Genomic DNA, 25,079 nt, shown 5'->3' with positions numbered 1-25,079 from the left:
TCAGTTGGCGCCTTGCAGTTGCTGGAAGCGCGCGCGTTCGATGCGTTCCACTTCGGCGGCGGGGACGTAGTAGTCCACGTCGCGGTCATACGCGCGAGCGATGAAGGTGAAGATCATCGCGGCCAGGCCGAAGCCGACCATCCACCAGATGTGCCAGACAAAGCCGAAGCAGAACACAAGGCCGAACACGGAGACGAGGAAGCCGGCCGATGTATTGCGCGGCATATGGATGTCCTCGTACCTGGCGGGCTGCGCGTAGGCGCGGCCGGTATCCTTGTCTTCCCAGTGCTGCTCCAGCGACGTGATGTTCGGCACGTGCGCGAAGTTGTAGAACGGCGCGGGCGAGGCGGTGGCCCACTCCAGGCTGCGGCCATCCCACGGATCGCCGGTCAGGTCACGGTTCTGGTTGCGGTCACGCACGCTGACGTAGAGCTGCCACAGGATCGCCAGGATGCCGGCGCCGATGATGCACGCGCCAACCAGCGCGACGATCAGGTACGGCTGCCACTCGGGGTTGGTGTAGTGGTTCATGCGGCGGGTCATACCCATCAGGCCCAGCGCGTACAGCGGCATGAAGGCCAGGTAGAAGCCGATCAGCCAGCACCAGAACGCGACCTTGCCCCAAAACTCGTTGAGCGTGAAGCCGAACACCTTCGGGAACCAGAACGACATGGCCGCCAGACAGCCGAAGACCACGCCACCGATGATCACGTTGTGGAAGTGGGCGATCAGGAACAGGCTGTTATGCAGCACGAAGTCCGCGCCCGGCACGGCCAGCAGCACGCCGGTCATGCCGCCCACCGCGAACGTCACCATGAAGCCGATGGTCCACAGCGTCGACGAATGGAAGCGGATGCGGCCGCGATACATCGTGAACAGCCAGTTGAACAGCTTCACGCCGGTCGGGATCGAGATGATCGACGTCATGATGCCGAAGAACGCGTTGACGCTGGCGCCCGAGCCCATCGTGAAGAAGTGATGCAGCCAGACGAAGAACGACAGCACACCAATCGACGACGTCGCGTAGACCATCGACTTGTAGCCGAACAGCGGCTTGCGCGAGAACGTGGCAATGATTTCCGAGAACGCGCCGAAGCACGGCAGGATCAGCACGTAGACCTCTGGGTGGCCCCAGATCCAGATCAGGTTCACGTACATCATCGCGTTACCGCCAAGCTCGCTGGTGAAGAAATGCATGTCCAGGTAGCGGTCGGCGGTAAGCAGCGCCAGCGTGGCGGTGAGCACCGGGAAGATCGCGACGATCAGGATGTTCGTGATCAGCGCGGTCCACGTGAACACCGGCATCTTCATCAGCGTCAGGCCCGGCGCGCGCATCCGCAGGATCGTGACGATGAAGTTGATGCCTGTCAGCGTGGTGCCAAGCCCTGATATCTGTAGCGCCCAGATGTAGTAATCCACCCCGACGGTGGGACTGTACTCAAGACCACTGAGCGGTGGGTAGGCCACCCATCCGGTGGCGGCGAAATCGCCAACGAACATCGAGATCATCACCAGCACCGCGCCAATGGCCGAGAGCCAGAAGCTCAGCGAGTTGACGAACGGATAGGCCACGTCGCGCGCGCCGATCTGCAGCGGCACGATCACGTTCATCAAGCCCAGGATGAACGGCGTGGCCACGAAGAAGATCATGATCACGCCGTGCGCCGTGAAGATCTGATCGTAGTGGTGCGGCGGCAGGTAACCGGCGGTCTCGCCGACGGCAATGGCCTGCTGCGTGCGCATCATGATGGCGTCGGCAAAGCCGCGCAGCAGCATGACCAGCGCCATGATGATGTACATCACGCCAACGCGCTTGTGGTCCACCGAGCAGATCCACTCGCGCCAGAGGTAGGTCCACTTGCGGTGATACGTGATCGCGCCGAACAGCGCGGCGCCGCCCAGCAGTACCACCACCAGCGTGCCCATGATGATGGGCTCGTGCATGGGGATGGCATCGAGAGTGAGTTTTCCGAACATGGGTTATTGCTCCACGGTGTCGGGCAGCGGCGGCAGTGCGGCGCGCAGCGTCTCGGGGCTGTCCGCGCGGCAGATGTCGCCATAGCTGGCCATGTATTGATCGACGACACCCTGGAAGAGGCGTGGCGAAACGTTTGCGTAGATGGTGACCGGGTCCTTGCTGCTGGGCTGCTTCAGCGCGCGGTAGGTCTGTTCGTCGAGCGCGTTGCCGGACGCGCGGGCGCGGGCGATCCAGGCATCGAAATCCTCGCGCGAGGTGGCAACCGTCCGGAAATGCATGTCGGAGAAGCCGGCGCCGCTGTAGGCAGCGGAGCGGCCGTCGAACACGCCGGTTTCATCGGCGATCAGATGCAGCTTGGTTTGCATCCCGCTCATCGCATAGACCATGCTGCCGAGCTTCGGGATGAACAGCGCATTCATCGTCGATTCGGCCGTGATGCGGAAGTTGATGGGCGTGCCGACCGGCACGGGTAGCTCGTTCAGCGATGCCACGCCGTACTGCGGATAGATGAACAGCCATTTCCAGTCGAGCGCGACAACGTCCACCTCTATCGGCGCGACCTTCGATTCGAGCGGCCGGAACGGGTCGAGCTTGTGTGTGGTGTCCCAGATGATGATGCCGAGCAGCGCCACGATCACGCACGGGATACCCCAGACGACGACCTCGATCTTGGTCGAATGCGACCAGCGCGGCGCGTACTCGGCCTTGGTGTTGGTCTCGCGATACCGCCACGCGAACACCAGCGTCAGGATGATGACCGGGATGACTACCAGCAGCATCAGCGCGGTGGACAGCACGATCAGGTTGCGCGTTTGCACACCTACGGCGCCGCTCGGGGAGAGCAGATCGTAGGAACAACCGCTGAGGATCAGGGGAGCCGCGACGCAGAGCCACGCGCGGACTTTGGGGGGGATGGGTACTCGCCGGCGGACATGCTCCGGGGCGGCAACTCGCTCACGCATTTCAGACACCTATTGATGGGGGCACAGGCGTATTCCGGGTATTTGTATGGATTGGCCTGAGGTGCGCGGGATGCTAAGGTAAGACAACATCCATACAAGACGGATTTTTCAGTGCGTACAAAGACTTCCGCACCGACAGGCAAGCCCGCCTGGATCGGCGAGTTCAGCCCGACCGGCGGGCCGCGCTATCTGCAGATCGCGGGATTCCTCGAACACGCGATGGCAGACGGGCGGCTCTCTCCCGGGGACCGGCTGGCGCCTCAGCGAGAACTGGCGGCAATGCTTGGCGTGGACCTGACCACGGTGACGCGGGCGTTGGCCGAGGCTCGGCGCCGTGGGCTGGTCGAACCACGCGGCTCGCTCGGCACCTTCGTCGCGGCGCCGGTCTTTGAACTGGCCCAGACTGTGGACCTGAGCATGAACGTGCCGCCACCACCGGAAGGCATCGACTTCGACGACATGCTCCGGCGCGGGTTGGCGCAGGTGACGCTGCACGCGGACGCCAGCCTGTTGATGACCTACCAGTTGGGCGGCGGCACGCAGCCGGATCGCGAAGCCGGTGCGCGGTGGCTTGGGCCGATGCTCGGCACGGTAGCGTCCTCACGCGTAATCGCCAGCCCCGGTGCCCAATCGGCGTTGTCGGCAGTGATCCTCTGCCTCAGCGACCCGGGGTCAGTTATCGCAGCGGAGCCGCTGATCTATCCGGGGCTGCGCGCGGCGGCGGCGCAAACGGGGCGGCGCGTGGTGACGGTGGCGACAGATAGCGACGGAATGCGTCCCGATGCGCTCGAAGCCGCTTGCCGTGCGCACGCGATTCGGCTCATCTATCTGAACCCGACGTTGCAGAATCCCACCACGCACACGATGCCCGAGCACCGTCGGCGTGACATCGCACGGGTGGCCACCCAGTGCGGCGCGCGGATCATCGAGGACGACCCGTACTGGCTGCTCACGCCCGACGCACCGCCCCCGGTGGCCGCACTCGCGCCGGCGCAGACGATTCATATCGCGACCCTGTCGAAATGCCTGAGCCCCGGATTGCGCACCGCATACGTGGTGGCGCCCGATGCCGACACGCAGGAGGCGATCCTGGCCGCGCTACGCGCGATCACCCTCATGGCGTCGCCGATCGCCACCGCGCTCGCCACGCAGTGGATTCGCGATGGGTCCGCGGAGGCATTGCTGAACGGCATTCGCAGTGAAGCGGCGGCACGGCAGCAGATCGCGCAGCAATGGCTGATCGGTGCCAACCAGTCGCCGCAATCTGGCATCCATGTGTGGCACCCGTTGCCAAGCTACTGGACGTCGAGTGGATTCAGCCGCGCGGCCAGCGACGAGCACCTGCGGGTGACCGCATCGGATGCGTTTTCCGATGGGGCCGATGCGCCCAACGCCATCCGTATATCGCTTGGCGGCGTGGCGGAGCGCGCGCAGCTTTCGATGGCGCTAAAGAAGCTATCGGGGTTGCTCGCGCGCAAGCCGCCACACGCAATGCTGCAGGTGATCTAGTCCGCCGTATCAGTGCACGACTGCCAGCAGGCCGGCGATGCCGAACCCCAGCGCGGCCAGCGCATCGCCGGCGATCAGTCCGCCACCGACCAGCGACGTCGTGCTCATGTCATCGGGCAGCGCCGCATCCTTCGATGACGATTGCGCGCGACTGTCGACCAGGCTGGCGACCACGCCACCGGCCGCCATCCACGCGGCGGCGGGCAAGTTGACGAAGCCGCCGAAGGACGATGCATACGGCGACGGCAGCAACACGGCATCCAGAAGGAAATCGCAGCCCTTGCCAACACGGCTCTGCTCCGCGAACTCGCGATAACGCGCCGACGCCCTTATCAGCTTGCGCAGGACTTCGGTGACGAGCCCGATGCCCAGGCCGATCCATACCGCCAGCCGCAGATACGGCTTGTCTTCGGTCATGCTGCGCAGCGCACCGACGATCTTGTAGGTCATGGCCGATGTCCAGCGCGCGGGCTGCGCATCGGCGGGTAGCGTGGTTTGATCCAGTCGCAGAACCGGATAGGCATCCATGAACAGACGCGCGAGCAGCACCGCCAGGATCGCGCCCACGACGATGCCGGCGACCTGATAGCCGAACTGGATCATGCGATTGGTGCCGAGGCGCCAGCCGGTGGAACGGTCCTGCTGCATGTCACACGCCTCCGCGGTGGAGACCAGCAGCACGGTTGCGGCAATCAAACCGACATGCGGCTGACGCAAACCCACCGCCGCCATCAGGATCACCGTCAGCACGAACGCGGACGAAATCGGATTCTGGTCGACCATGCCGACCGAGATGCCGTTGACAAGCGCGAATATCAGCACCAGCGCCACGGCCATCAGTTGATAGCCGACTGGTTGGCCGAACCAGGCCACGCCGGCGGCCACGACGGCCGCGCCCCAGACCGCGACCCATGCGACGATCCAGCGCTGCGGCGCCCTGCCGCCCGAGGCAGCGGCACGCGTGCGTTGCGCCGCGCGCATCAGGAGCAGCGACACATCGACGGCCGCCGCGCCCATGATCATACCCAGCGCGATCAGGAACGTGATCTTGCGATAGGGGTCACCCGGCGCCAGCCAGCCGATGGAGACGAAGTACGGCGTCAACGCCCAGCTTGCAAGCCCGCCGACCAGCGCCGCGATGCCAATGCGGGCGCCAACGATCATGCCCGCGCCAAATGTGGAAGCCGACAGGTCGATCGCGCCAAGCCATGCCACGCGTGTGGCACCGATGCTCGCCAGCACGCCAAGCCCTGTGCCGCCCGCCAGACGGGCAACCGAGCGCCGCAGCAACACGGGATCGGTCAGTGCGCGCAGGATGTTGGCCACCGCGAGCCCGGACGGGAACGTGAGCTGCATCCGGTCCACCAGCAGCGGGGTATAAAGCATTCCCACGCCCACCCCATACATGCCGATGCAGAGCATGTAGCCGATCAACTGCCACATCGGCGGCGGCGCCATGCCCATCCAGCCCATCGCCTGGATCACGACGGCCATGCCGCTCATGCCGGCCACGGACGCAGCGGCGGTCTGGATGTAGTTCGCGCCGTGACGCCCGGATGCGCCGTAGCCCGCCGTCACGGCCGACCCGAGAATGCCGGCCAATACCTGTCCACCCACGAAGAACCCGAGCGAGAAGTTCATGTACGCCGCGGCGATACCGCCAAGGGGCCCCAGGATCAGCATCCCGGCCGCGCCGAGCAGCAGGTGGTACTGCCAGCTTTCGGGGGCGGGCAGCCAGGTTGGGGATTCTCGGGTGAGGGTAGTCGGCATTGGGTGATGGTGAGCGGCTGCGGGAGGATGCCGGACATCTCCACCATCCTCGACCGCCAAAGCGTACCCATTTCTGCGCACGCCAAATGCCCGAAGCGTACCCGTTTCTGCGAGCGGGGGCGAGGGCCGGCAGCCATCGATCATCAGGCATAGAATGGCGCTTCGGCCGCTGAAGCCGACATCCAGAAACAGTCTCTCCCTCGCCTTGCCGTTACGTCCTGAAGTCATGAAGCCCGCTCTGCTCATCCTCAACCATCTCGAACCTGCCCACCTCGCCCTCATCGCCGAACACTACGACGTTCGCTATGCGCCGACTGCTGCCGAACGCGCTACCGAGGTCGCTACCCATGGCAAGACCTTCCGCGCGGTGCTGACCATCGGCAGCATTGGCTTGACCGCGGAAGAAATCGACGCGATGCCCGCGCTGGAGCTGGTCTGCGCGATGGGTGCCGGCTACGAGAACATCGACACCGCCAAATGCCGCGAGCGCGGCATCGCCGTCGGCAACGGCGCCGGCACCAATGACAGTTGCGTGGCAGACCATGCGATGGCGTTGCTGCTGGCGTCGGTACGCCGCGTGCCCGCGTACGATCGCGCCACGCGCGAAGGCATCTGGCGCAATGCGCTGCCGCTGGCCCCGAATTTGTCAGGCAAGCGGATGGGCATCGTCGGGCTGGGCACGATCGGCCGACGGATCGCGCAACGCGGTCTCGGGTTCGATCTGGAGATCGGCTATCACAACCGCCGCGCGCGCACGGACGTGCCGCATCGCTACTTCGACAGCGTGATGTCCCTGGCCGAATGGGCCGACTACCTGATCATCGCCACGCCGGGCGGCACCGAGACGCGGCATATGGTCGGCACGCCCGTGCTGCGCGCGCTGGGCCCGGCGGGCTATCTGGTGAATATCGCGCGTGGCAGCGTGGTAGACACGGTGGCGCTGGCGGCCGCGCTGCGGGCAGGCGAACTAGGCGGCGCGGGGCTCGATGTCTACGAGAGCGAGCCGGCACCGCCCGTCGAGCTGTTCGATTGCCCCAACGTCGTGCTGACGCCGCATGTGGCCGGCTGGTCGCCCGAAGCAATCTTCGCTTCGGTCAGCCAGTTCGTCGAGAATGCGCGGCGGCATTTCGCCGGCGAGCCGCTGGTGGCGCCGGTACTCTGATCAGCCGATCAGATCAGACGATCACAGGAAACACCACCCGCACACGCAGCCCCGGCGCCGCATCTTCCAGAAAGACGCGCGCGCCGTGCGACTGCGCGATCTCGGCCACGATGGCCAGACCCAGCCCGCTTCCGCCGGTGGGCGCATCTGGGACGCGATAGAAGCGATCGAACACGCGCTCGCGCTCGGCGGCGGAAATACCCGGGCCGTTGTCGATCACGGCCAGTTCCACGCCCGCCGCGGCCTCGCTCACCCGCACATCGATGCGCCCGCCACGCGGAATGTATTGCAGCGCGTTGTCGACCAGATTGGTCAGCAGGATGCGCAAGGCATCGGCATCGCCACGCACGGTGGCCTGGCTCCCGGCCTTGTCATCCAGACCGAGGTCGATATCGCGATTGATGGCGGCCTGGGAAATATCCGCCACCACGCCGACGGCCAGTTCGTGCAGGTCGATCGGTTCATGCGGCGGCGGCACGGCGCCTGGCTCCTGCCGCGCCAGCGTGAGCAACTGCGCCACGAGGTGGGTCAACCGCTCGAGCCCCTGCCGTAGCTGGCCCACGGCCTCCTGCCTGGCCTCGGCACTTTCGGCCCGTTCGACGAGTTGAGCCTGCAACTGCAGCGCGGCCAACGGTGTGCGCAACGCATGGGCGGCATCGGCCACGAACGCGCGTTGCGTGTCGATGGCGTGCGCCAGCCGCCCCAGCAACTGGTTCAAGGCATCGGACAACGGCGCGATCTCCACGGGCATATTGCGCACGGACAGCGGCGCCAGCGTGCTGGCATCGCGCGCGCTCACCTCGCTGGCAATCTCGCGCAGAGGCCTCAGGCCACGCCCCACCGCCAGCCACACCAGCCAGCCAAGCAGCGGCAACAGCAGCAGCAGCGGCGCCACCGTGCGCAGCGCCATATGCGCGGCCAGGGTGCGACGCGCGCTCATCGGCTGGGCGATCTGCACGACCGCCGGCCCAAGCTGCACGCTGTAGATGCGCCACTCGCCAGAGTTGGTCTGCGCATTCGAGAAACCCAGCTCCGCCTGCGGCGGCAATGCCGGATGCGAGTGCGACAGATAGAGGCTGCGCCCCGAGCCATCCCAAATATGGATCACGACGTCCTCATCGGCATGCAGCAGGTCGGCGCCCGTCGGGCTGCCGGAATCGAACGGCGGCGCCACCGGCGCGGAAAACTGGCTCGGCAACGCGGCCGCCAGTTGCTTCATCTGATAGTCGAACAGCGCATTGGCTTCCTGCCGCGCCTGCCCATAGATCAGCGCGGTGGCCACGGCGATCCCCACCGCAAGCCCCGCCGCCAGCCACCAGAGCAGCGTACGTTGAATCGAGCGCATCAATGTGTGGCTCCGTCGGGACCGCCTTTGGTGTCTTGTTCCGCGCCGCTTTCAGCGGGGATCACATAGCCCACCCCGCGGATATTGCGAATCAGCGTCGCGCCAAACTTGCGGCGCAGCGCATGGATATAGACCTCCACCGTATTGCTGCCGACTTCGTCGTCCCAGCCATACAACCGCTCCTGAAGCTGCGGCACCGACCACACCTTGCCGGGTCGAGCCATCAGCGCCGACAGCAGTGCGAATTCACGCGCCGACAGCCGGACGGACGCGCCGGCCTTGGTGGCTTCGCGGGTGGCGGGGTTGAGCATGATGTCGCCGTAGCGCAGCACCGGTTCCGCGCGCCCCTCGGCACGGCGCACCAGCGCATGCATCCGGGCCGCCAGCTCCTGCAGGTCGAACGGCTTGATCAGGTAGTCGTCGGCGCCAGCGTTGAGTCCGGCCACGCGGTCGGCCACTGCGTCGCGCGCGGTCAGGATCAGCACCGGCGTGCGCACGTTGCGGGCCCGCAGCGTCTTCAGGACGTCGAGCCCCGGGCGGCGCGGCAAACCCAGGTCTAGCAGCACCACGTCGTAGCCGCCGTCGGCCCGGGGACCGTGCTGGTCCGATGCGGCGTCGAGTCCGGCATCGCCATCGCGCACCCAGTCGACCGTAAAGCCCTCCTGGCGCAGCGCCACCTTCACGCTTTCGCCGATCATGGCGTCATCTTCTACCAGCAATACACGCATCGTCTTTCAGGATTGAGAGGTCTCGGCGCGGCGCGCGTCGGCTTCGAGCCGGTCCGCCAGCGCGCGAGCCAGGCCCGGCAGCGCCGGATATTCTGCCGTGATCACGTACACCGGCACGTCGGCAAGGAAACTGCCCATGCGGCCCTTGGCGACAAAGCGCTCCGCGAACGTCGACGCCCGCAGGGCATCGACAAAGCGTGGAACGATACCACCACCGATATAGACGCCACCACGTGCGCCGAGCACCAGCGCGACGTCGGCCGCTACCGAGCCGAGCATCCCGCAGAACGCGTCGAAAGCGCGGCGGCATATCGGGTCGCCCGCGCGCATCGCGCCGTCCGTCACCTGCGCCGGGGCCAGCGGCACCTCCAGAGGCGTACCCATTTCTGCGGACAGCGCGGCATGAATATGCGAGAGACCCATACCCGACAGCAGCCGCTCCGCCGACACGCGTCCAAACTGATCGTGGGCGGCGCGCCAGGCGATCCACTCGTCGTCGGTGACCGGCATGATCTCGATGTGTCCGCCCTCGCCCGCCAGCGCCACCGCGCCACCCGGCGCGGGAATCAGGCCGGATACGCCAAGGCCGGTACCGGGCCCGATCAAGGCCCGGGGCGCCGTGGCCACCGCCGTGCCGTCGCGTACCTGTACAAGACTGGCGTCGGGCAGATACGGCAGCGCCAGCGCCAGCGAGGTGAAGTCGTTGATGGCCACCAGCGTGTCGAGATCGAGCGCGCGGCGCATGGCCTCGATCGAGAACGCCCAGTTGTGGTTGGTCAGCTTGACCTGGTCACCAGTGACCGGATTGGCCAGGCCGATGGCCGCGTGGCGCGGCCGGGCCGCGCCGCTACGCGTCAGCATGTAGAGCCGCATCGCGGCTTCGAGCGAGGCGTGCTCGGCCACCTTGTATGCGGTGATCTCGCCGATCCGCATCGGCACTGTCTCCATGGCAAAGCGCACGTTGGTGCCGCCCACGTCGGCCAGAATCCGGGGATAGGACATCGCGCGATCCGTCATCGGCTTAGACCCGGAAGACATCGACGCCGTGCCGGTGCCGTGCCAGCACGACACTGACCGGCAACGAGGGCGTCGGCGTCTTCAGCGCCAGCTCCAGCACGGCAGCCTTCTTCTCGCCGCTGATCGCCAGGAACATGCGGTCCGCCGCCAGCAACGCCGCCAGGTTCAGCGTGATGCGCGCATGGGGCGCGACGGACGGATGGGTAACGATGTAGCCCGGAGTCGGTTCGGACAGGGCGGTCTGAAGCTCAGGCGCATCCGGAAACAGCGAGGCCGTGTGACCATCCTCGCCCATGCCCAGCACCACCACATCCGGTTGCAGGAAGGCCTGATTCAGGCGCGCCACCGCGCTTTGCGGGTGCGCGGCCTCGGCCTCGTCGCGAATCAGCGGCGCCCAGGCCGCCACGCCCGCGCCTTCGCGCAGCAAGTGGCTGCGCACCATGGCTCCGTTGCTGTCTGCGTCATCGGGCGGCACCGCGCGCTCGTCGACCAGCGTGACCGTCACGGCTTCCCAGCGAACGGGGCGGTAGCGCAGCCGCTCGAACATGGCTTGTGGCGACTTGCCGCCCGACACGGCCAGCACGGCCCAGCCTTTGGCCTTGATCGCGAGATCAAGCGCGTGACCGATCGAGATGGCCAGCGATTCAGCCTGGTCCATCAACGTCGCATGTTCGAATTGGCGCATGGGCTGCTCCTTCTACTCCTTATGGTTCGCGTGTCGTGGTGAATCCGATGCTTCCGATGTTTCCGATCCTTCTGTGGCGCGTCAGGCCTCCTCGTGCCACAACGCGCCGTCGCGCGACATCAGGGCCGACGATGCCGCCGGTCCCCAGGTGCCGGCCGTGTACGGTTTGGGCGGCACGGTGCTCTGGTCCCACGTATCCAGAATCGGCTCGACCCAGCGCCACGCCTGCACCTGCTCGTCGCGTCGCACGAACAGGCCAAGCTTGCCGCGGATCACGTCGAGCAACAGCCGCTCGTATGCGCCCGCACGGCGCATCTTGAACGAGTTGGCGAAGTCGAGATCGAGCGAGGTCGGCGTCAGCTCCACGGTATCGCCCGGTTGCTTGACCAGGAAATACAAGCGGATGCTCTCTTCGGGCTGTAGCCGTATCACGAGCCGGTTCTGCGGCGACAGGGTCAGCGGCCTGGGAAAGATCGCATGGGGCACGTCGCGGAAATGGACCACGATCTCGGCCACGCGCGATTGCATCCGCTTGCCCGTGCGCAGGTAGAACGGCACCCCTTCCCAGCGCCAGTTGGCGATTTCGGCCTTGATGGCAACAAAGGTCTCGGTCGTGCTGTCGGCGGCGATACCCTGCTCGTCGACGTAGCTGACCACGGGCTTGCCGCCGACGGCGCCGGCGCGATACTGGCCGCGCACGGTCTTCTCGGCAACGTCCTGCGGCAGGATGGGCTTGAGCGCCTTGAGGATCTTGATCTTCTCGTCGCGGATCGCGTCTTCGGACAGGCTGGCCGGCGGTTCCATCGCCACCATGCACAGCAGTTGCACCAGGTGGTTCTGCACCATGTCTCGCAGCGCGCCGGTACGATCGTAGAAATCACCGCGTGTCTCCACGCCCAGTTCCTCGGCGATGGTGATCTGCACGTCCTGCACCCACTCGCGCCGCCACAGCGGCTCGAACAGCGCGTTGGCGAAGCGGATCGCCATCAGGTTCTGGACCGATTCCTTGCCCAGGTAATGGTCGATCCGGTAGATCTGTTCCTCGCCGAAATACCGCGACACGGCGTTGTTGATCGCCTCCGACGAGTCGAGATCATGGCCGAGCGGCTTCTCGAGCACCACGCGCACGTTGGGCGCATTGAGGCCGGTTCGCCCCAGTTGCTCGCAGATCGGCACGAAGATATGTGGCGCCGTGGCCAGATAGCACACGACCACTTCGGGCTTTCGGGCCAGCACCTGCTCGGCCAGCGCGTCGAAGTGCGCCGGCTGGCGCGCGTCGGCCTGCACGTAGCCGATACGATCCATGAACGAGGTCCACGCTTCGGGTGGCGCATGTTCGAGGCCAGGACGCACGCTTTCCTCGAGCATCGCCTTGTATTGCTCGGTGGTGTGCGGATGACTTCCGGTAGCGAGAATGCGCGAGGACGGGTGGAGACACCCCGTGCGGTGCGCGTCGAAAAGGGCTGGCAGCAGCTTGCGCCGCGCCAGGTCTCCGGTGCCGCCGAACAGCACCATGTCGAAATCGGGCAAGCTCACCCTGGGCTCCTTGCGGGGGATGGGGCGCCCCGGCAACTATTGAGTCCGCCGCGCGGCGCATTGGTTCCGGCCATGGTACGTCACTCGCCGCCGCTTGGGCAGGGGGAAGTGGCCACGAGCATGACCCGCGCCGCACATCGGACCCAAAGCGTACCCGTTTCTGCGTGGCCCGGATCACCGTGGCGGAACAACCGTGAGCCGCTTCAATCCCACATGCAGACGCCCTCGCAAACGGGCAGGTCGCCGATCCGGACGGCATTCCGATGATGCCCATGAATTTCGACTACGCTGATAGCGCCCTACAGGAGACTTCCATGCCCCGCCACCCCGTACTGGATGCGGTCACGGCCCGCATCGTGGCCCGCAGTGCCCCTACCCGCCAGGCCTACCTGGAGCGCACCCGCGCCATGGCGGGCCAGAAGGTCGAACGCGCCAACCTGTCGTGCACCAATCTCGCACACGGCGTGGCGGCGATGCCCGATGATGCGAAGATCCGGCTCAAGGCGCAGGAGCGGCCGAATCTCGCGATCGTGTCGGCCTACAACGAGATGCTGTCCGCACACCAGCCGCTGAACGCCTTTCCGCAGTGGATCAAGGAAGCCGCTCTGGACGCCGGCGGTACCGCGCAGTTCGCCGGTGGCACGCCGGCCATGTGCGATGGAGTCACGCAGGGCCAGGACGGCATGGACCTGTCGCTGTTCTCGCGTGACGTGATCGCGATGGCCACCGCGGTCGCGCTATCGCACCAGATGTTCGACGGCGTGCTCTGCCTCGGCGTGTGCGACAAGATCGTGCCAGGCCTGGTGATGGGCGCGCTGTCGTTCGGACACCTGCCCGCCGTGTTCGTGCCGGGTGGCCCGATGACGACCGGCATGGGCAATGAGGAAAAGGCGCATATCCGCCAGCTCTACGCGGAAGGCAAGATCGGGCGCGAGGAACTGCTGGAAGCCGAGACACGGTCGTACCACGGCCCGGGCACCTGCACGTTCTACGGCACCGCCAATTCGAACCAGATGCTCATGGAGATCATGGGCCTCCATCTGCCGGGCACGGCCTTCATCAATCCGAACACGCCGCTCCGCGAGGCCCTGACCCGCGAATCCGCGCGCCAGGCGCTGCGGCTCGTTCACGGCGGCACGCGCTACATGCCGATTGCCGAAGTCCTGGACGAACGCGCCTTTGTGAACGGTATCGTCGGGTTGCTGGCCACGGGTGGGTCCACCAACCACACGCTGCACCTGATCGCCATGGCCCGCGTGGCCGGCATTCTGCTGACCTGGGACGATTTCGACGAACTGTCCGCCGCTGTGCCCTTGCTGGCGCGTGTGTACCCGAACGGCAAGGCCGACGTGAACCAGTTCCAGGCGGCCGGCGGGTTGCCGGTGGTGATACGCGGGCTGCTGTCGCTGGGGCTGCTCCATGACGACGTCAATACGATCGCCGGCACCGGTCTGGCCGATTACACGCGCGAGCCGGTACTGCGAGATGGCAAGCTGAGCTGGATTGACGGCCCGGTGAAGTCCCTGGACGACACCATCGTGCGCACCGCCGACAGCCCGTTCGCGCCCGACGGCGGTATCAAGCTGCTCGATGGCAAGCTCGGCCGCTGCGTTATCAAGACATCGGCCGTCAAACCCGAGCATCAGGTCGTGGAAGCACCCGCCATCGTGTTCCATCGCCAGGACGATCTGCTGGCTGCCTTCAAGCGTGGCGAGCTGGAGCGTGACTTCGTGGCCGTGCTCCCGTGGCAAGGCCCATCGGCTTGCGGAATGCCCGAGCTGCACAAGCTCACGCCGACACTGACATTGCTGCAGGATCGCGGCTTCCACGTGGCGCTGGTGACGGATGGCCGCATGTCGGGCGCATCGGGCAAAGTACCGGCTGCCATCCACGTCTGCCCCGAAGCGCATGCGGGCGGAGAGATCGGCAAGGTCCGCACGGGCGATATCGTGCGCGTGGATGCCCCCGCAGGCGTGCTCACGGTCAGGGTCGACGAGGCAGAATGGGCGTCCCGCCCCATGGACACGCCCGATCTGACACGCAATCGGCATGGCGTGGGCCGCGACCTCTTCGGCGGCTTTCGCGCGCACGTGAGCACGGCCGAAGCCGGCGCGTGCTCGCTGTTCGCGGAAGAGCATTAAGGGAATTAGGGGAATTGGGGGGGCGGCCGCGAAAGCGTACCCGTTTCTGCGTACGATTCTTGCGCGCGTTTTGGACGCGTTTCGCGTGCGTGTGGGTTACGCCCGGGCGGCGTCGCCGCTCTCTGGCTTGCGTACTTCCTGCACGGGCACGGCCAGGCGGCAACCGGCATCCTCCAGCCGCTGTTGCAGCCGGCCGAAGAAGCCATACTGGACGCTCCAGAAGTCGCCGCTGTTCGTCCAGTAGCGCGCGTTCAGCGTGATGCCCCGGTCGGTGTAGCGGGTCACCATGACTTCGGGCTTCGGCTCGGGCAGCAGGCGCGACTCCTCGGTCATCATGGCCTTGAGCGCATCGAGGCCCGCCTGAATGTCGCTGTCGAACGTGACGATGGCCTCGATGTCCAGGCGGCGCGTCGGGTTCTCGCTGTAGTTGGTGATGGCGCTGCCCCAGATCTTGCCGTTCGGCACGCGCATGCACACGCCATCGGCCGTCGTCAGCTCGGTCATGAAGAGGCCGGTTTCGCGCACCGTGCCCGCCACGCCCTGCGCGTCGATGTACTGCCCGACGCGGAACGGTCGCAGCAGCACCAGCATGATGCCGGCCGCGATGTTCTGCAGCGTGCCCTGCAACGCCAGCCCGATCGCCAGGCCGGCGGCACCCAGCATCGCGATGATGCTGGCGGTCTGCACGCCAAACTGCGACAGCACCAGCACGATGGTCAGGATCCGGATGATCCATTGCGCCACCGCGGTCAGCATCGGCCTCAGGGTGTCGTCGATGTACGTGCGCTGCAGCGCCCGCGTCAACGCCCGGCTGACGCGGCTGGACAACCACCACCCGGTAACCAGAATCGCCAGCGCGGCCAGCAGGTTCAGCCCCTGGCTAACCGCGAATTGCGCGAGATAGGTCCAGGTGGCCTCGACTTTGGCGGGATCAATGAATTTCAGGTCCATCCGTCGGCTCCTTCCTTTCAGGGCAAAGCTCGTAGACACCCGTCGGACCGAGACGTTCCGGATCGGTCTTCAGCAAAAGCGTACCCATTTCTGCGTGACGCAGTGCAGCGAAACGGTCTAAATGTGCGCCTTACGATGCCCGAGAGGCCGAAATAGACGGTAGTGCGCCCATTCCAGACGCACGCGCTTGTCCCGGCGTCACCCCATAGGCGGCGCGGAACCTGTTATTGAAATGGCTGGCGGAGGCAAAGCCAGCCTGGTCGGCTACCTGTTGCAACGAGAGCCGCCGGTCGCCCAGCAGCCCGCACGCCCGTGACAGCCGCGCGCGCATGATCCAGACATGCGCGGGCATTCCGAATGAAATTCGGAACATGCGGGCGAAGTGGTACTCGGACAGATCCGCCAGCGCGGCCAAGTCTCCGAGCGTGGGATTGGCGGCCGGATGGGCGTGAACCCACTCCGTTACACGCCGACGCGCAGCCACGGAAAGACCGCCGCGCCAGTCGACCGAAGGCTGGCGGGTGCCGTGCGACAGCAGCATCCGCGTCACTGCTTCGTGCGCCATCGCATTGGCGGCCATGCGCATGTCGGGCGCTTCCCAGTCGAGCGCAACCATGTGGCGGGTCAGCGCCACCAGCGCATCGTCTTCGGCAAACAGGCGGTCCTGCAACTGCAGCGCGCGTGGCTCCATGTCCAGCACACGCACGCAGTGCCAGGCCAGATGCTCGGGCTGGAAGTAGAGATGCATGAAGCGCTGCGTGCCGCCGACGTGCCAGCGAGACTCATGGTCGGCAGGCAGCAGGCACAGGCGGTCGGGCGCGCCCTTGCGGTCGGGTGCGTCGCGCCGGTACGTCGAGAAGCCGCCCTCGAGATAGACCGACATCGTGTGATGGCCGGGCCGCGCATACGCGGTGTCGTCCATCCGGTTGCGCCAGAGCGCGAGGCCAAACCCGTCACCCAGCGCGCAGGCGCTCTCCAGCGACGCCCGCGATTGCGTGAGCGCGGAGAACACCGCGTTGTCATGGAGGGGTGTGGAGGAGACGGACATTGGGCGACTATAGCGCGATCACCGGCGCGCAGAAACGGGTACGCTTTTCTGCCGGCGAGCGGCCATGCCGCTCAGCTTGCCTTGGCCGGATGATGGTCGTGCAGGCGATCACGCTCAGTGAGGTTCGGGAACAGGCGCATCCACGCCACCACCACGATCAGCGTGCCGACACCACCCAGCAGGACCGCGCCAACCGGCCCGAGCAGCGCGGCGGTCACCCCGGATTCGAATTCGCCAAGCTGGTTGGAAGCGCCGATGAACACCGAATTCACCGCGCCCACGCGTCCGCGCATGTCATCGGGGGTGTCGAGCTGTACCAGCGTCTGGCGCACCACGACGCTGATCATGTCTGACGCACCGAGCACCACGAGGGCCGCCATCGACAGCGGCAGCCATTTGGAGACGCCGAACACCATCGTCGCCAGACCAAAGATCGCCACGGCCGTGAACATCACGCGCCCGACGCGACGGTTGAGCGGGTTGCGGGCCAGCCAGAGCGCGGTGGTCAACGCACCGATCGCGGGCGCCGAGCGCAGCAGGCCAAGACCCCACGGACCGGTATGCAGGATGTCGCGCGCGTAGATCGGCAGCAGCGCCGTGGCGCCACCGAGCAGTACCGCGAACAGGTCCAGCGACACCGCGCCCAGCAGCACCTGATGGCTTCGGATATAGGCAAATCCGGCGAACAGCGTCTTGAGGCTGGCCTGCGCGGTCATCCGCTGCGCGGCCTGCCGGAGCTTCAGCGTGGTGACCAGGATCGCGGCAACCGCGAACAGCGCGGCGCTGATGGAATAGACCACGCCGGGCCCCGCTACGTAGGCAAAGCCACCCAGCGCCGGCCCGATGATGATCGCGGTCTGCCCCGCCGAACTCGACAACGCCACCGCGCGTGGCAACTGGCGTGACGTCACCACGCTGGGCAGCAATGCCTGGAGCGTGGGGGTTTCAAAGGCGCGGCAGCCGCCGATCGCGGCAACGAACAGGAAGATGTGCTCGCTCGTGACCCAGCCCGAGAAACTCGCCGCGGCCATCGATGCCGCGATCAGTGCTTCCAGCACCTGACAGGTACGCACCACGATGCGGCGATCGAACCGGTCGGCCACATGACCCGACATCAGCAGCAGGACGATCGACGGCAGGAACTGCACCAGCCCGACCATGCCGAGCATGAACGGATCGCGCGTCAGGTCATACATCTGCCAGCCGACGGCGACAGTGAAGATTTGATAGGCGATGGTGGTGCAAAGCCGGGCGAACCAGAAATGCCGGAAAGCAGGATCACGAAAGACGGTTTGCGGCTCGTCGGCCGCTTGCGCGGGGGCGGTGGACATGGGGTGTATCGGCGCTCGAAGGAACGCGTCGGAGATGCTTCAGCAGCACATTTTGTGTACTGCGAGGCGGGAAGCGCACGAATGCGTGCACTTGGACACAAAGGTGGTGATTCTAAACGAGGCGGTCGGGAGGTGCTGACGCTTTCATGTATCAACGTTGATGCATTTATGCCACATGTCCGACAAAATTTACCGTTAACAATGTAGCTGCGAATCATTCCTATTTATACTTTCGAGGCCTTGTGACGCAGCACACGCTTTTCGCGACGCGTTGCGCACCATCAGGCACTTGTATTTGCCTACCTCGGATGTTCACCGTGCTGCCAGCTTTTCGCCTGACCCTTTGCGCCACCGGCGTCGCCCTGCTCGCCCTTCCTCTCGCCTCCCGCTCCCAGACCGCACCGGCCGTCACCCGTGCCGATGAAACCACGCTCAACGCCGTGACCGTGGTGGGTAATTGGCTCGAGGCCCCCAACGAGGAAAAGGTGCTGGAGCATCCCGGCGCACGGACCATCGTCGACCGGGAGGCCATTGTCGAGACGGGCGCCAATAACGTGCGCGACGTGCTGAAGCGCGTGCCCGGCGTGCAGGTGCAGGACAACAATGGCACGGGCGGCAGCGATATCTCGCTGAACGTGGGCGTGCGCGGGCTGACCTCGCGGCTCTCCCCACGTTCGACGATCCTGATGGATGGCGTGCCCTTGGCCGTGGCGCCCTATGGACAGCCGCAACTGTCGATGGCTCCTACCTCGCTGGGCAACCTCGCGGCAGTCGACGTGGTGCGTGGCGCGGGTTCGGTGCGATACGGCCCGCAGAACGTGGGCGGCATCATCAACTTCGTGACGCGCCCGATTCCGCAGACTTTCGCGGCAGACGCGTCGGTCTCCACCGACATCTACAGCCACGGTGGCAATGCCAAGGCCAACCCCACCGCCTTCATCGGCGGCACCAACGACAACGGCCTCGGTGGCGCCCTGCTCTACTCCGGCGTGCATGGCAATGGCTACCGCGAGAGCAATGACAACGTCGATATCGACGACCTGATGCTCAAGGGCGCCTATCGGATCTCCAAGACCGACGAGCTCTCGGCCGCGTTCCACTACTACGAAGCGCACGCAGGCATGCCTGGGGGCCTCACGCCGGAGCAATTTGCGGCCAACCCGTTCCAGTCCACGCGCCCGTTTGACGATTTCTCGGGCCGCCGCACGGACTTCTCGCTCAAGTACGCGCACAACGACAACAACCGCAAGTTCGAAGTCCTGACGTACTACACCGACAGCTTCCGTGGCAGCACGCTCGAGCAGCCCAACGGCAGCCAGATGCGGCTGACCAAATCACCGCGCAACTATCACGTGTTCGCGATCGAGCCGCGCTACTCGCAGTTGTTCCGCACCGGCAGCGTCAGCAACGAGATCAGCGTCGGCTATCGCTATCTGCGCGAGGCCAGTTCCGAACGGGCGACGCGCACGGCCCTCTACACGCCGGGCAGCGTGTACGCGCCCGACCTGCCTGCCAGCCTGTACCAGTCCAGCGACGGCGGCACCACGGCCAACGCGATCTACATCGATGACACCATCAACTGGGGCAAGTGGACGATCACGCCGGGCCTGCGCTACGAATTCATCCGCTCGAACATCACGGACAACGTGACCGGCAAGCGAACCGACAACTCGGCGAACGAGCCGCTGCCGTCGGTCTCGGTGATGTACCACGTCACCGACAACTGGACCGCCTTCGCCAATGCGGGCGTTTCGTTCGGGCCCGTCCAGTACTTCCAGATCAACCGCACCACTAACGGTCTGACGCCCGAGAAGGCCAAGACTTACGAAATCGGCACGCACTTCAATGACGTGCACGGCTGGGGCGGTGAGCTGACGCTGTTCAACATCAACTTCGATGACGAACTGCAGCTGCGTGCCGGCCGGAACGGCTCGCAGGATGCATGGACGAACCTTGGCGCGACGAAGCACCGCGGTATCGAATCGGGGCTGCGCTTCGACTTCGGTTCGCTGACGAAAACGCTGGCCGGCCTGACCGCCTACGCCACGTACACGTTCACGGACGCCACCTACCAGCAAGGCGCGTTCGCGGGCCGCGACCTGCCCTTCTACTCGCGCCACGTAGCCACGCTGGGGATGCGCTACGCGCGTGACCGGTGGTCCATCAACGTCGATGGCTACGCGCAGTCGAAGCAACACTCGCCAGGCGACCCGGCCGGCGACAACCCCGTGTACCAGACGCAGCAATCGGCGGATGGCTCGCTTGGCGACATTCCCGGCTACGCGCTGCTGAACATGCGCATGGGCTACGACTTCGGCAAGGCCGCGCAGAACCTGAAGCTGGCAGTCGGCATCAAGAACCTGTTCGACCGCCGCTACTTCACGCGTTCCACCGATAACAACCGTGGGATGTACGTCGGCATGCCGCGCACGTTCTATATCCAGGCATCGCTGGCGTACTGACGGGTCACGCCGCACGCACCAACGGAAACGGCCCGCAGATGCGGGCCGTTTCCGTTATCGAACTGCGCTGGGGATCAGGCGATCTCGCGCGTTTCCAGGAACCTGATGTTCGGGAAGCGCTCCTGCGTCAGGCGCAGGTTGACCATGCTCGGGGCCAGGTAGACATGGTCGCCCGCACCGTCGAGCGCGACGTTGTGCCCGGCCTTGTCGATCAGCTTCTCGATTTCGGCCGGATCGCCCTTCAGCCAGCGTGCCGTGGCGCATTCGTGCGATTCGAAGATCGCGTCCACACCGTACTCATGCTCCAGGCGGTGCGCCACCACATCGAACTGCAGCATGCCGACCGCACCCAACACCAGATCGTTCGAAGCCAGCGGACGGAACATCTGCGTCGCGCCTTCTTCGGCAAGCTGCTGCAAACCCTTCTGCAGCTGCTTGACCTTGAGCGGGTTGTTCAGTCGCGCGCGGCGGAAGAACTCGGGCGCGAACGACGGGATGCCCGTGAAGCGCAGCGGCTCGCCTTCCGTGAACACGTCGCCGAGACGAATCGTGCCGTGGTTCGGCACGCCGATGATGTCGCCCGCGAAGGCTTCCTCAGTCGTGTTACGGTCCTGCGCCATGAAGGTGATGGCGTTGTTGATCGCGACAGTCTTGCCCTGCGACACGTGCAGCAGCTTCATGCCGCGATCGAAACGGCCCGAGCAGACGCGCACGAACGCAATGCGGTCGCGGTGACGCGGGTCCATGTTCGCCTGGATCTTGAACACGAAGCCGGTGAACTTGGCCTCCTCGGGCTCCACGGTGCGGCTTTCGGTCTGGCGCGCCAGCGGCGGGGGCGACAGCTCGCACAGCGCGTCGAGCAGCGACTGCACACCGAAGTTGTTGATGGCCGAGCCGAAGTAGACCGGCGACTGCTTGCCGGCCAGGAACGCTTCCTTGTCGAACGTGTGCGACGCGCCGCGCACCAGTTCCACCTCGATGCGAAGCTCCTCGGCCTGCGAGCCCAGGATGCGGTCGAGTTCCGGGTTGTCGATGCCGTCGATGATCGCCGCCGTGCCCTTCTCTCCCTTCGGGTCGAACAGTTGCACCTTGTCGTCGATCAGGTGATACACGCCACGGAACGCCTTGCCCATGCCGATCGGCCAGGTCATCGGCGCGCACTGAATCTGGAGCACGTCCTCGATTTCATCGAGCAGTTCGATCGGCGAGCGGCCTTCTCGGTCCAGCTTGTTGATGAACGTGAGGATCGGCGTGGCGCGCAAACGGCAGACGTTGAGCAACTTGATCGTCTGCGCTTCCACGCCGTTGACCGAGTCGATCACCATCACGGCCGAATCCACGGCGGTCAGCGTGCGGTACGTGTCTTCGGAGAAGTCCTCGTGGCCCGGGGTGTCGAGCAGGTTCACGATGTTCTCGGGCAACTCCGGACGCGCCTGATACGGGAACTGCATCACCGACGACGTCACCGAGATGCCTCGCTGCTTTTCCAGTTCCATCCAGTCCGAGGTGGCGTGGCGATCGGCCTTGCGCGCGCGCACCTCGCCGGCCACCTGAATTGCGCCGCCGAACCAGAGCAGCTTCTCGGTCAGTGTGGTCTTACCCGCGTCCGGGTGGGAGATGATGGCAAATGTGCGCCGACGCGCAATTTCGGAAACGAGCGAACTCACGGCTGGGGGAACCTGGCAGGTGATATCTGGTGATGGCAAAGGCCCGAACGGCGCAGCGGCGCCGGGGCGCGGCTGGCCCGAGGGCGGACAGGGGCGCTATTTTACCGTTTCGCGCTCCTGCGCGGGATCATGACCGCGCAGACTACCGAATTGCAGTGCGTATTGGCGCGTCAGCTCGGCACCGAAGAAGAAGATTTGTGCCGAATAATAGATCCAGAGCATCAGCGCCACGACCGATCCGGCTGCCCCGTACGACGATGCCACCGCACTGTTGCCCAGGTACAGGCCGATCAGGCGCTTGCCCACGGCAAACAACAGGGCCGTGATGACGGAGCCCATCATCACGTCGCGCCACGCGATGCGCGCATTCGGCAGCATCTTGAAGATCACCGCGAACAGCGCGGTAACGACGGCGAACGAAAACAGCGTCGAGATGCCTTCAGCCACCGGCGCGAACCATGTGGCCGTCCAGAGCTGCCCCCAGAAACGGTCGATCACGGCCAGCGCGGCATTCACGATCAGCGACACCAGCAACATGAAAGCCAGAACCAGAACGATGCTGAACGACAGCAGCCGGGCCCGCAGCAGCTTCTGCCAGCCAGCGCCGGCCGGCGGCGGCGCATGCCAGATGTCGTCCAGGCTGCTCTTGAGCTCGGCGAACGCACTGGTGGCGCCGACGAACAGGATGCCGGTGGCAATGATTGCCGCCACGCCGCTGCCGCCGGCGCGATGCGTGGCGGCCAGAATGCCCTCGATCGCGGCGGCGCCCTTGGCACCGACCAGATCCTGAATCTGCGCGAAAATCTCACCGCGCGCCGCCTCGGCACCGAAGAACAGTCCGGCGATGGAGATGACCAGCACCAGGATAGGCGCCAGCGAGAACAGCATGTAGAAGGACAGCGCCGCGCCCTTGCTGGCGGCGCGATGGTCCAGCCACGAATTGATCGAGGCCGACACCACGCGCACGGTGCGCCCGCCGGTGTGCCGGTCTGGAAGCCAGCGCCTGGGCGCCCGTTGCGAGGAAGCGTGCTCCGGGTTGTTTGGGGCGTGTTCAGGGGGCATGGCGTTCATCCTTGGGTAACTTCGCCAAGCATAAGTGCAGGGATCGGCACCGTCAAAGTCGTGCGGCCGCGCCACGATGAATACGACCGCCGTTATCGGCGCCCGGGCTTGAGTTCATCATAGTGCGCGCGGTCAAGCGCCGCGCGGACACGCCTGCTAGAGTAGATCAAGGCACAACAACCGGCCGGGCCATCCACTCGCCGGGATATCAGGAGGCAATCGTGATTCGCACCATGCTTGGCCGGTCCCCTGTTGTGCGCGGCATCGGGCTGACGCTCTGCCTGACGTTCTGCCTGGGCGCGCTTGCAGGATGCGATCGGAATCAGGCGCCGGGGCCGGGCCCCAAACCCATCTCCAGCAACGGATCGCAGGCCGCAGGCACCAGCGCATCGTCACCGTCTGGCACGCCCCGCTAGAACACCGCACCGAGCGTGGTACGGTCAGGTTCGGCCAGCGCCGAGCGTACCCATTTCTGCGGCAGCGGATCGCCTGACCGCCTGTTTCAGCGTTGCAACAAGGTGCACAGGCATCGTTGTCTGATAAGACTGACATGCCATGTGGACGCCGAACCGCTCACCTCGTGGCGTGGACTCGCATGGCCGCCCTTCCAGTGGATGCGCAGGCCGTTAATCCACCGCTCATCTTCCGTTTCCCCCCCGAATCCGACCCGGGCCGCCGACCAGGCCAGCCCGCTGACGCGCCCACGGTTTGCCAGCTTGTTGCGCGCGTGCACGCGCTAGCAGCGGACTTTCACGCCTTCGGTTACAGCCGCGAAACCGAATGGCATCGAAGCATGCCATCCCGCCGGGAACGCTTGGCACGTCAACGGCCTGCAGGCCTTGCGGCACAAGAGAAAGCATGACATTGGCACGCTTGTCGCTCTGGAGAGTCAGTGCCAGAAGAACACGAGCCAGTGACAACAATACGAAAGTAACCCCGGGAGAGGAAACAGCCATGCGTCATCCACCAGCGCGCATGACGGCGCGCAGACGCGCCTATCGACTAGCGGGCCCCGCGCCAAGCGTCCAGGATCTGCTGTCGCCGCCCCTGCTTCCGTCGCCGCGAGCGCCCAGACGGCCCGCCACGTCCTATTGCGCGGCCGCCGGCTGTGGCGTGGCTGCCTGCGCCAGCCGATCCCGCAGCGGGCCGCCCGGTTACTGACGGGCCTCTTTCTCGCGCGGGCGGGTGATTGGTCGTTGCTTTTTGTCGCGCGCGGATCTACACCGGTTTACGTGCTCCGTCCCCCGGCGGGCACCTTTTTTAGTGAGGGAGGGAGCCACCCATGCACGCAAGAGTCCTTGCCGCCCTCGCGCTGGCCTTGCTCTCGAGCATTGCGACGCCGGCCCTGGCAGGCAACTACGCATACTTCGACCGGCCCGACGACATGAACTTGAACAGCCATGCGGCCGTCAGCAACGACACCTATGTACGCACCTTCGGCTGGGCCTGGGGAGACGTGCGCTTCAAGCCGGACCAGCCGGCGAAATCCGATGAGCGGCAGGCTCGCGATAACGCGATCGATCCGCACGAGGCGCTGCCCGATCGCAACCACGATGGCACCACGCCGCCGCGCGGACGGCGCGGCAAGATCAGCATGAGCTGATCACTCCGGGAAGAGGAATCGTTCGGCATTGCGCGGGCCAAGCCGCGCTAGCCTGCCACCGCTGTCCGGGCGGCAGGACAAAGGAGACCTGGCGAGCGGACGTCGCCGGGTCTCCCTTGGCA

The 25,079-nt window shown here is 65.7% G+C and carries 19 protein-coding genes; 6 read left to right on the top strand and 13 right to left on the bottom strand.

What is annotated here, in order from left to right; genetic code table 11:
- Window positions 1-1,977, bottom strand: coding sequence for a cytochrome o ubiquinol oxidase subunit I (gene cyoB, locus K6G35_RS19890; RefSeq protein ID WP_008648804.1), 1,977 nt, complete (start codon window positions 1,975-1,977; stop codon window positions 1-3).
- Window positions 1,978-1,980: 3 nt separating this feature from the next.
- On the bottom strand, window positions 1,981-2,940 hold the full coding sequence (gene cyoA / locus K6G35_RS19885; protein ID WP_035882918.1) for a ubiquinol oxidase subunit II: 960 nt from the start codon (window positions 2,938-2,940) through the stop codon (window positions 1,981-1,983).
- A gap of 111 nt (window positions 2,941-3,051) precedes the next feature.
- On the opposite strand from cyoA, the gene K6G35_RS19880 reads away from it, so the two are divergent.
- Window positions 3,052-4,449: an aminotransferase-like domain-containing protein gene (locus K6G35_RS19880; protein ID WP_495676898.1), complete on the top strand. Its 1,398-nt coding sequence runs from the start codon at window positions 3,052-3,054 to the stop codon at window positions 4,447-4,449.
- Between the two features lie 9 nt (window positions 4,450-4,458).
- Here K6G35_RS19880 and K6G35_RS19875 read toward each other — a convergent pair whose 3' ends face one another.
- Complete coding sequence (locus K6G35_RS19875; RefSeq protein WP_495676897.1) at window positions 4,459-6,219, bottom strand: OPT/YSL family transporter; 1,761 nt, start codon at window positions 6,217-6,219, stop codon at window positions 4,459-4,461.
- A gap of 226 nt (window positions 6,220-6,445) precedes the next feature.
- On the opposite strand from K6G35_RS19875, the gene K6G35_RS19870 reads away from it, so the two are divergent.
- Window positions 6,446-7,381 (top strand): 2-hydroxyacid dehydrogenase, encoded by a 936-nt coding sequence (locus K6G35_RS19870; protein WP_008646334.1) that lies wholly within the window; start codon window positions 6,446-6,448, stop codon window positions 7,379-7,381.
- 13 nt (window positions 7,382-7,394) lie between these two features.
- Here K6G35_RS19870 and K6G35_RS19865 read toward each other — a convergent pair whose 3' ends face one another.
- The 5 genes from K6G35_RS19865 to zwf all read right to left on the bottom strand — a co-directional run bounded on the left by K6G35_RS19865 (window position 7,395) and on the right by zwf (window position 12,686).
- A complete protein-coding gene (locus tag K6G35_RS19865) occupies window positions 7,395-8,726 on the bottom strand; it encodes an ATP-binding protein (protein WP_495676896.1) in 1,332 nt (443 codons plus the stop codon).
- Entirely contained in the window at window positions 8,726-9,454 is a 729-nt protein-coding gene (locus K6G35_RS19860) for a response regulator transcription factor (protein WP_495676895.1), read from the bottom strand. The genes K6G35_RS19865 and K6G35_RS19860 overlap by 1 nt, the downstream gene beginning before the upstream one ends.
- Window positions 9,455-9,460: 6 nt before the next feature.
- Entirely contained in the window at window positions 9,461-10,471 is a 1,011-nt protein-coding gene (locus tag K6G35_RS19855; protein ID WP_186425842.1) for a glucokinase, read from the bottom strand.
- 4 nt (window positions 10,472-10,475) lie between these two features.
- Complete coding sequence (gene pgl / locus K6G35_RS19850; RefSeq protein ID WP_495676894.1) at window positions 10,476-11,156, bottom strand: 6-phosphogluconolactonase; 681 nt, start codon at window positions 11,154-11,156, stop codon at window positions 10,476-10,478.
- 81 nt (window positions 11,157-11,237) lie between these two features.
- Entirely contained in the window at window positions 11,238-12,686 is a 1,449-nt protein-coding gene (gene zwf, locus K6G35_RS19845) for a glucose-6-phosphate dehydrogenase (RefSeq protein WP_024570298.1), read from the bottom strand.
- Between the two features lie 320 nt (window positions 12,687-13,006).
- Between zwf and edd the strand changes: the two genes are divergently transcribed.
- Complete coding sequence (gene edd, locus K6G35_RS19840; protein WP_008646344.1) at window positions 13,007-14,833, top strand: phosphogluconate dehydratase; 1,827 nt, start codon at window positions 13,007-13,009, stop codon at window positions 14,831-14,833.
- 96 nt (window positions 14,834-14,929) lie between these two features.
- Here the strand turns inward: edd and K6G35_RS19835 are convergent, their stop codons facing one another.
- The 3 genes from K6G35_RS19835 to K6G35_RS19825 form a co-directional block, all read right to left on the bottom strand.
- Window positions 14,930-15,784: a mechanosensitive ion channel family protein gene (locus tag K6G35_RS19835; protein ID WP_035882932.1), complete on the bottom strand. Its 855-nt coding sequence runs from the start codon at window positions 15,782-15,784 to the stop codon at window positions 14,930-14,932.
- A 130-nt stretch (window positions 15,785-15,914) separates the two neighbouring features.
- The gene (locus tag K6G35_RS19830) at window positions 15,915-16,832 is read right to left on the bottom strand and encodes a helix-turn-helix domain-containing protein (RefSeq protein WP_051705404.1); all 918 of its coding nucleotides are present in this window, start codon (window positions 16,830-16,832) and stop codon (window positions 15,915-15,917) included.
- 71 nt (window positions 16,833-16,903) lie between these two features.
- The gene (locus K6G35_RS19825) at window positions 16,904-18,163 is read right to left on the bottom strand and encodes an MFS transporter (protein WP_186425769.1); all 1,260 of its coding nucleotides are present in this window, start codon (window positions 18,161-18,163) and stop codon (window positions 16,904-16,906) included.
- 317 nt (window positions 18,164-18,480) lie between these two features.
- On the opposite strand from K6G35_RS19825, the gene K6G35_RS19820 reads away from it, so the two are divergent.
- Window positions 18,481-20,625, top strand: coding sequence for a TonB-dependent receptor family protein (locus K6G35_RS19820; RefSeq protein ID WP_495676893.1), 2,145 nt, complete (start codon window positions 18,481-18,483; stop codon window positions 20,623-20,625).
- Window positions 20,626-20,699: 74 nt separating this feature from the next.
- On the opposite strand, the gene K6G35_RS19815 is transcribed toward K6G35_RS19820, so the two are convergent.
- Entirely contained in the window at window positions 20,700-22,292 is a 1,593-nt protein-coding gene (locus K6G35_RS19815) for a peptide chain release factor 3 (RefSeq protein ID WP_008646353.1), read from the bottom strand.
- Window positions 22,293-22,388: 96 nt separating this feature from the next.
- Entirely contained in the window at window positions 22,389-23,354 is a 966-nt protein-coding gene (locus tag K6G35_RS19810; protein WP_035883080.1) for a YihY/virulence factor BrkB family protein, read from the bottom strand.
- 221 nt (window positions 23,355-23,575) lie between these two features.
- Between K6G35_RS19810 and K6G35_RS19805 the strand changes: the two genes are divergently transcribed.
- Both K6G35_RS19805 and K6G35_RS19800 read left to right on the top strand, forming a co-directional pair.
- Window positions 23,576-23,770, top strand: coding sequence for a hypothetical protein (locus K6G35_RS19805; protein ID WP_234707009.1), 195 nt, complete (start codon window positions 23,576-23,578; stop codon window positions 23,768-23,770).
- A gap of 866 nt (window positions 23,771-24,636) precedes the next feature.
- Entirely contained in the window at window positions 24,637-24,957 is a 321-nt protein-coding gene (locus tag K6G35_RS19800) for a hypothetical protein (RefSeq protein WP_035882936.1), read from the top strand.
- Window positions 24,958-25,079: the final 122 nt, after the last annotated feature.

Source organism: Cupriavidus sp. HY129, assembly GCF_059492215.1.
Note: the sequence above shows the minus strand (reverse complement) of the source record. Positions and strands in the feature narration are given on the sequence as shown.

Excerpts from the sequence above, each read along its gene's own strand:
- K6G35_RS19865 (WP_495676896.1), bottom strand. The coding sequence starts at position 8,726 with ATGCGCTCGATTCAACGTACGCTGCTCTGGTGGCTGGCGGCGGGGCTT.
- cyoA (WP_035882918.1), bottom strand. The coding sequence starts at position 2,940 with ATGCGTGAGCGAGTTGCCGCCCCGGAGCATGTCCGCCGGCGAGTACCC.
- K6G35_RS19870 (WP_008646334.1), top strand. The coding sequence starts at position 6,446 with ATGAAGCCCGCTCTGCTCATCCTCAACCATCTCGAACCTGCCCACCTC.
- cyoB (WP_008648804.1), bottom strand. The coding sequence starts at position 1,977 with ATGTTCGGAAAACTCACTCTCGATGCCATCCCCATGCACGAGCCCATC.
- K6G35_RS19855 (WP_186425842.1), bottom strand. The coding sequence starts at position 10,471 with ATGACGGATCGCGCGATGTCCTATCCCCGGATTCTGGCCGACGTGGGC.
- K6G35_RS19825 (WP_186425769.1), bottom strand. The coding sequence starts at position 18,163 with ATGTCCACCGCCCCCGCGCAAGCGGCCGACGAGCCGCAAACCGTCTTT.
- K6G35_RS19875 (WP_495676897.1), bottom strand. The coding sequence starts at position 6,219 with ATGCCGACTACCCTCACCCGAGAATCCCCAACCTGGCTGCCCGCCCCC.
- K6G35_RS19835 (WP_035882932.1), bottom strand. The coding sequence starts at position 15,784 with ATGGACCTGAAATTCATTGATCCCGCCAAAGTCGAGGCCACCTGGACC.
- K6G35_RS19810 (WP_035883080.1), bottom strand. The coding sequence starts at position 23,354 with ATGCCCCCTGAACACGCCCCAAACAACCCGGAGCACGCTTCCTCGCAA.
- K6G35_RS19800 (WP_035882936.1), top strand. The coding sequence starts at position 24,637 with ATGCACGCAAGAGTCCTTGCCGCCCTCGCGCTGGCCTTGCTCTCGAGC.
- pgl (WP_495676894.1), bottom strand. The coding sequence starts at position 11,156 with ATGCGCCAATTCGAACATGCGACGTTGATGGACCAGGCTGAATCGCTG.
- K6G35_RS19860 (WP_495676895.1), bottom strand. The coding sequence starts at position 9,454 with ATGCGTGTATTGCTGGTAGAAGATGACGCCATGATCGGCGAAAGCGTG.
- K6G35_RS19830 (WP_051705404.1), bottom strand. The coding sequence starts at position 16,832 with ATGTCCGTCTCCTCCACACCCCTCCATGACAACGCGGTGTTCTCCGCG.
- edd (WP_008646344.1), top strand. The coding sequence starts at position 13,007 with ATGCCCCGCCACCCCGTACTGGATGCGGTCACGGCCCGCATCGTGGCC.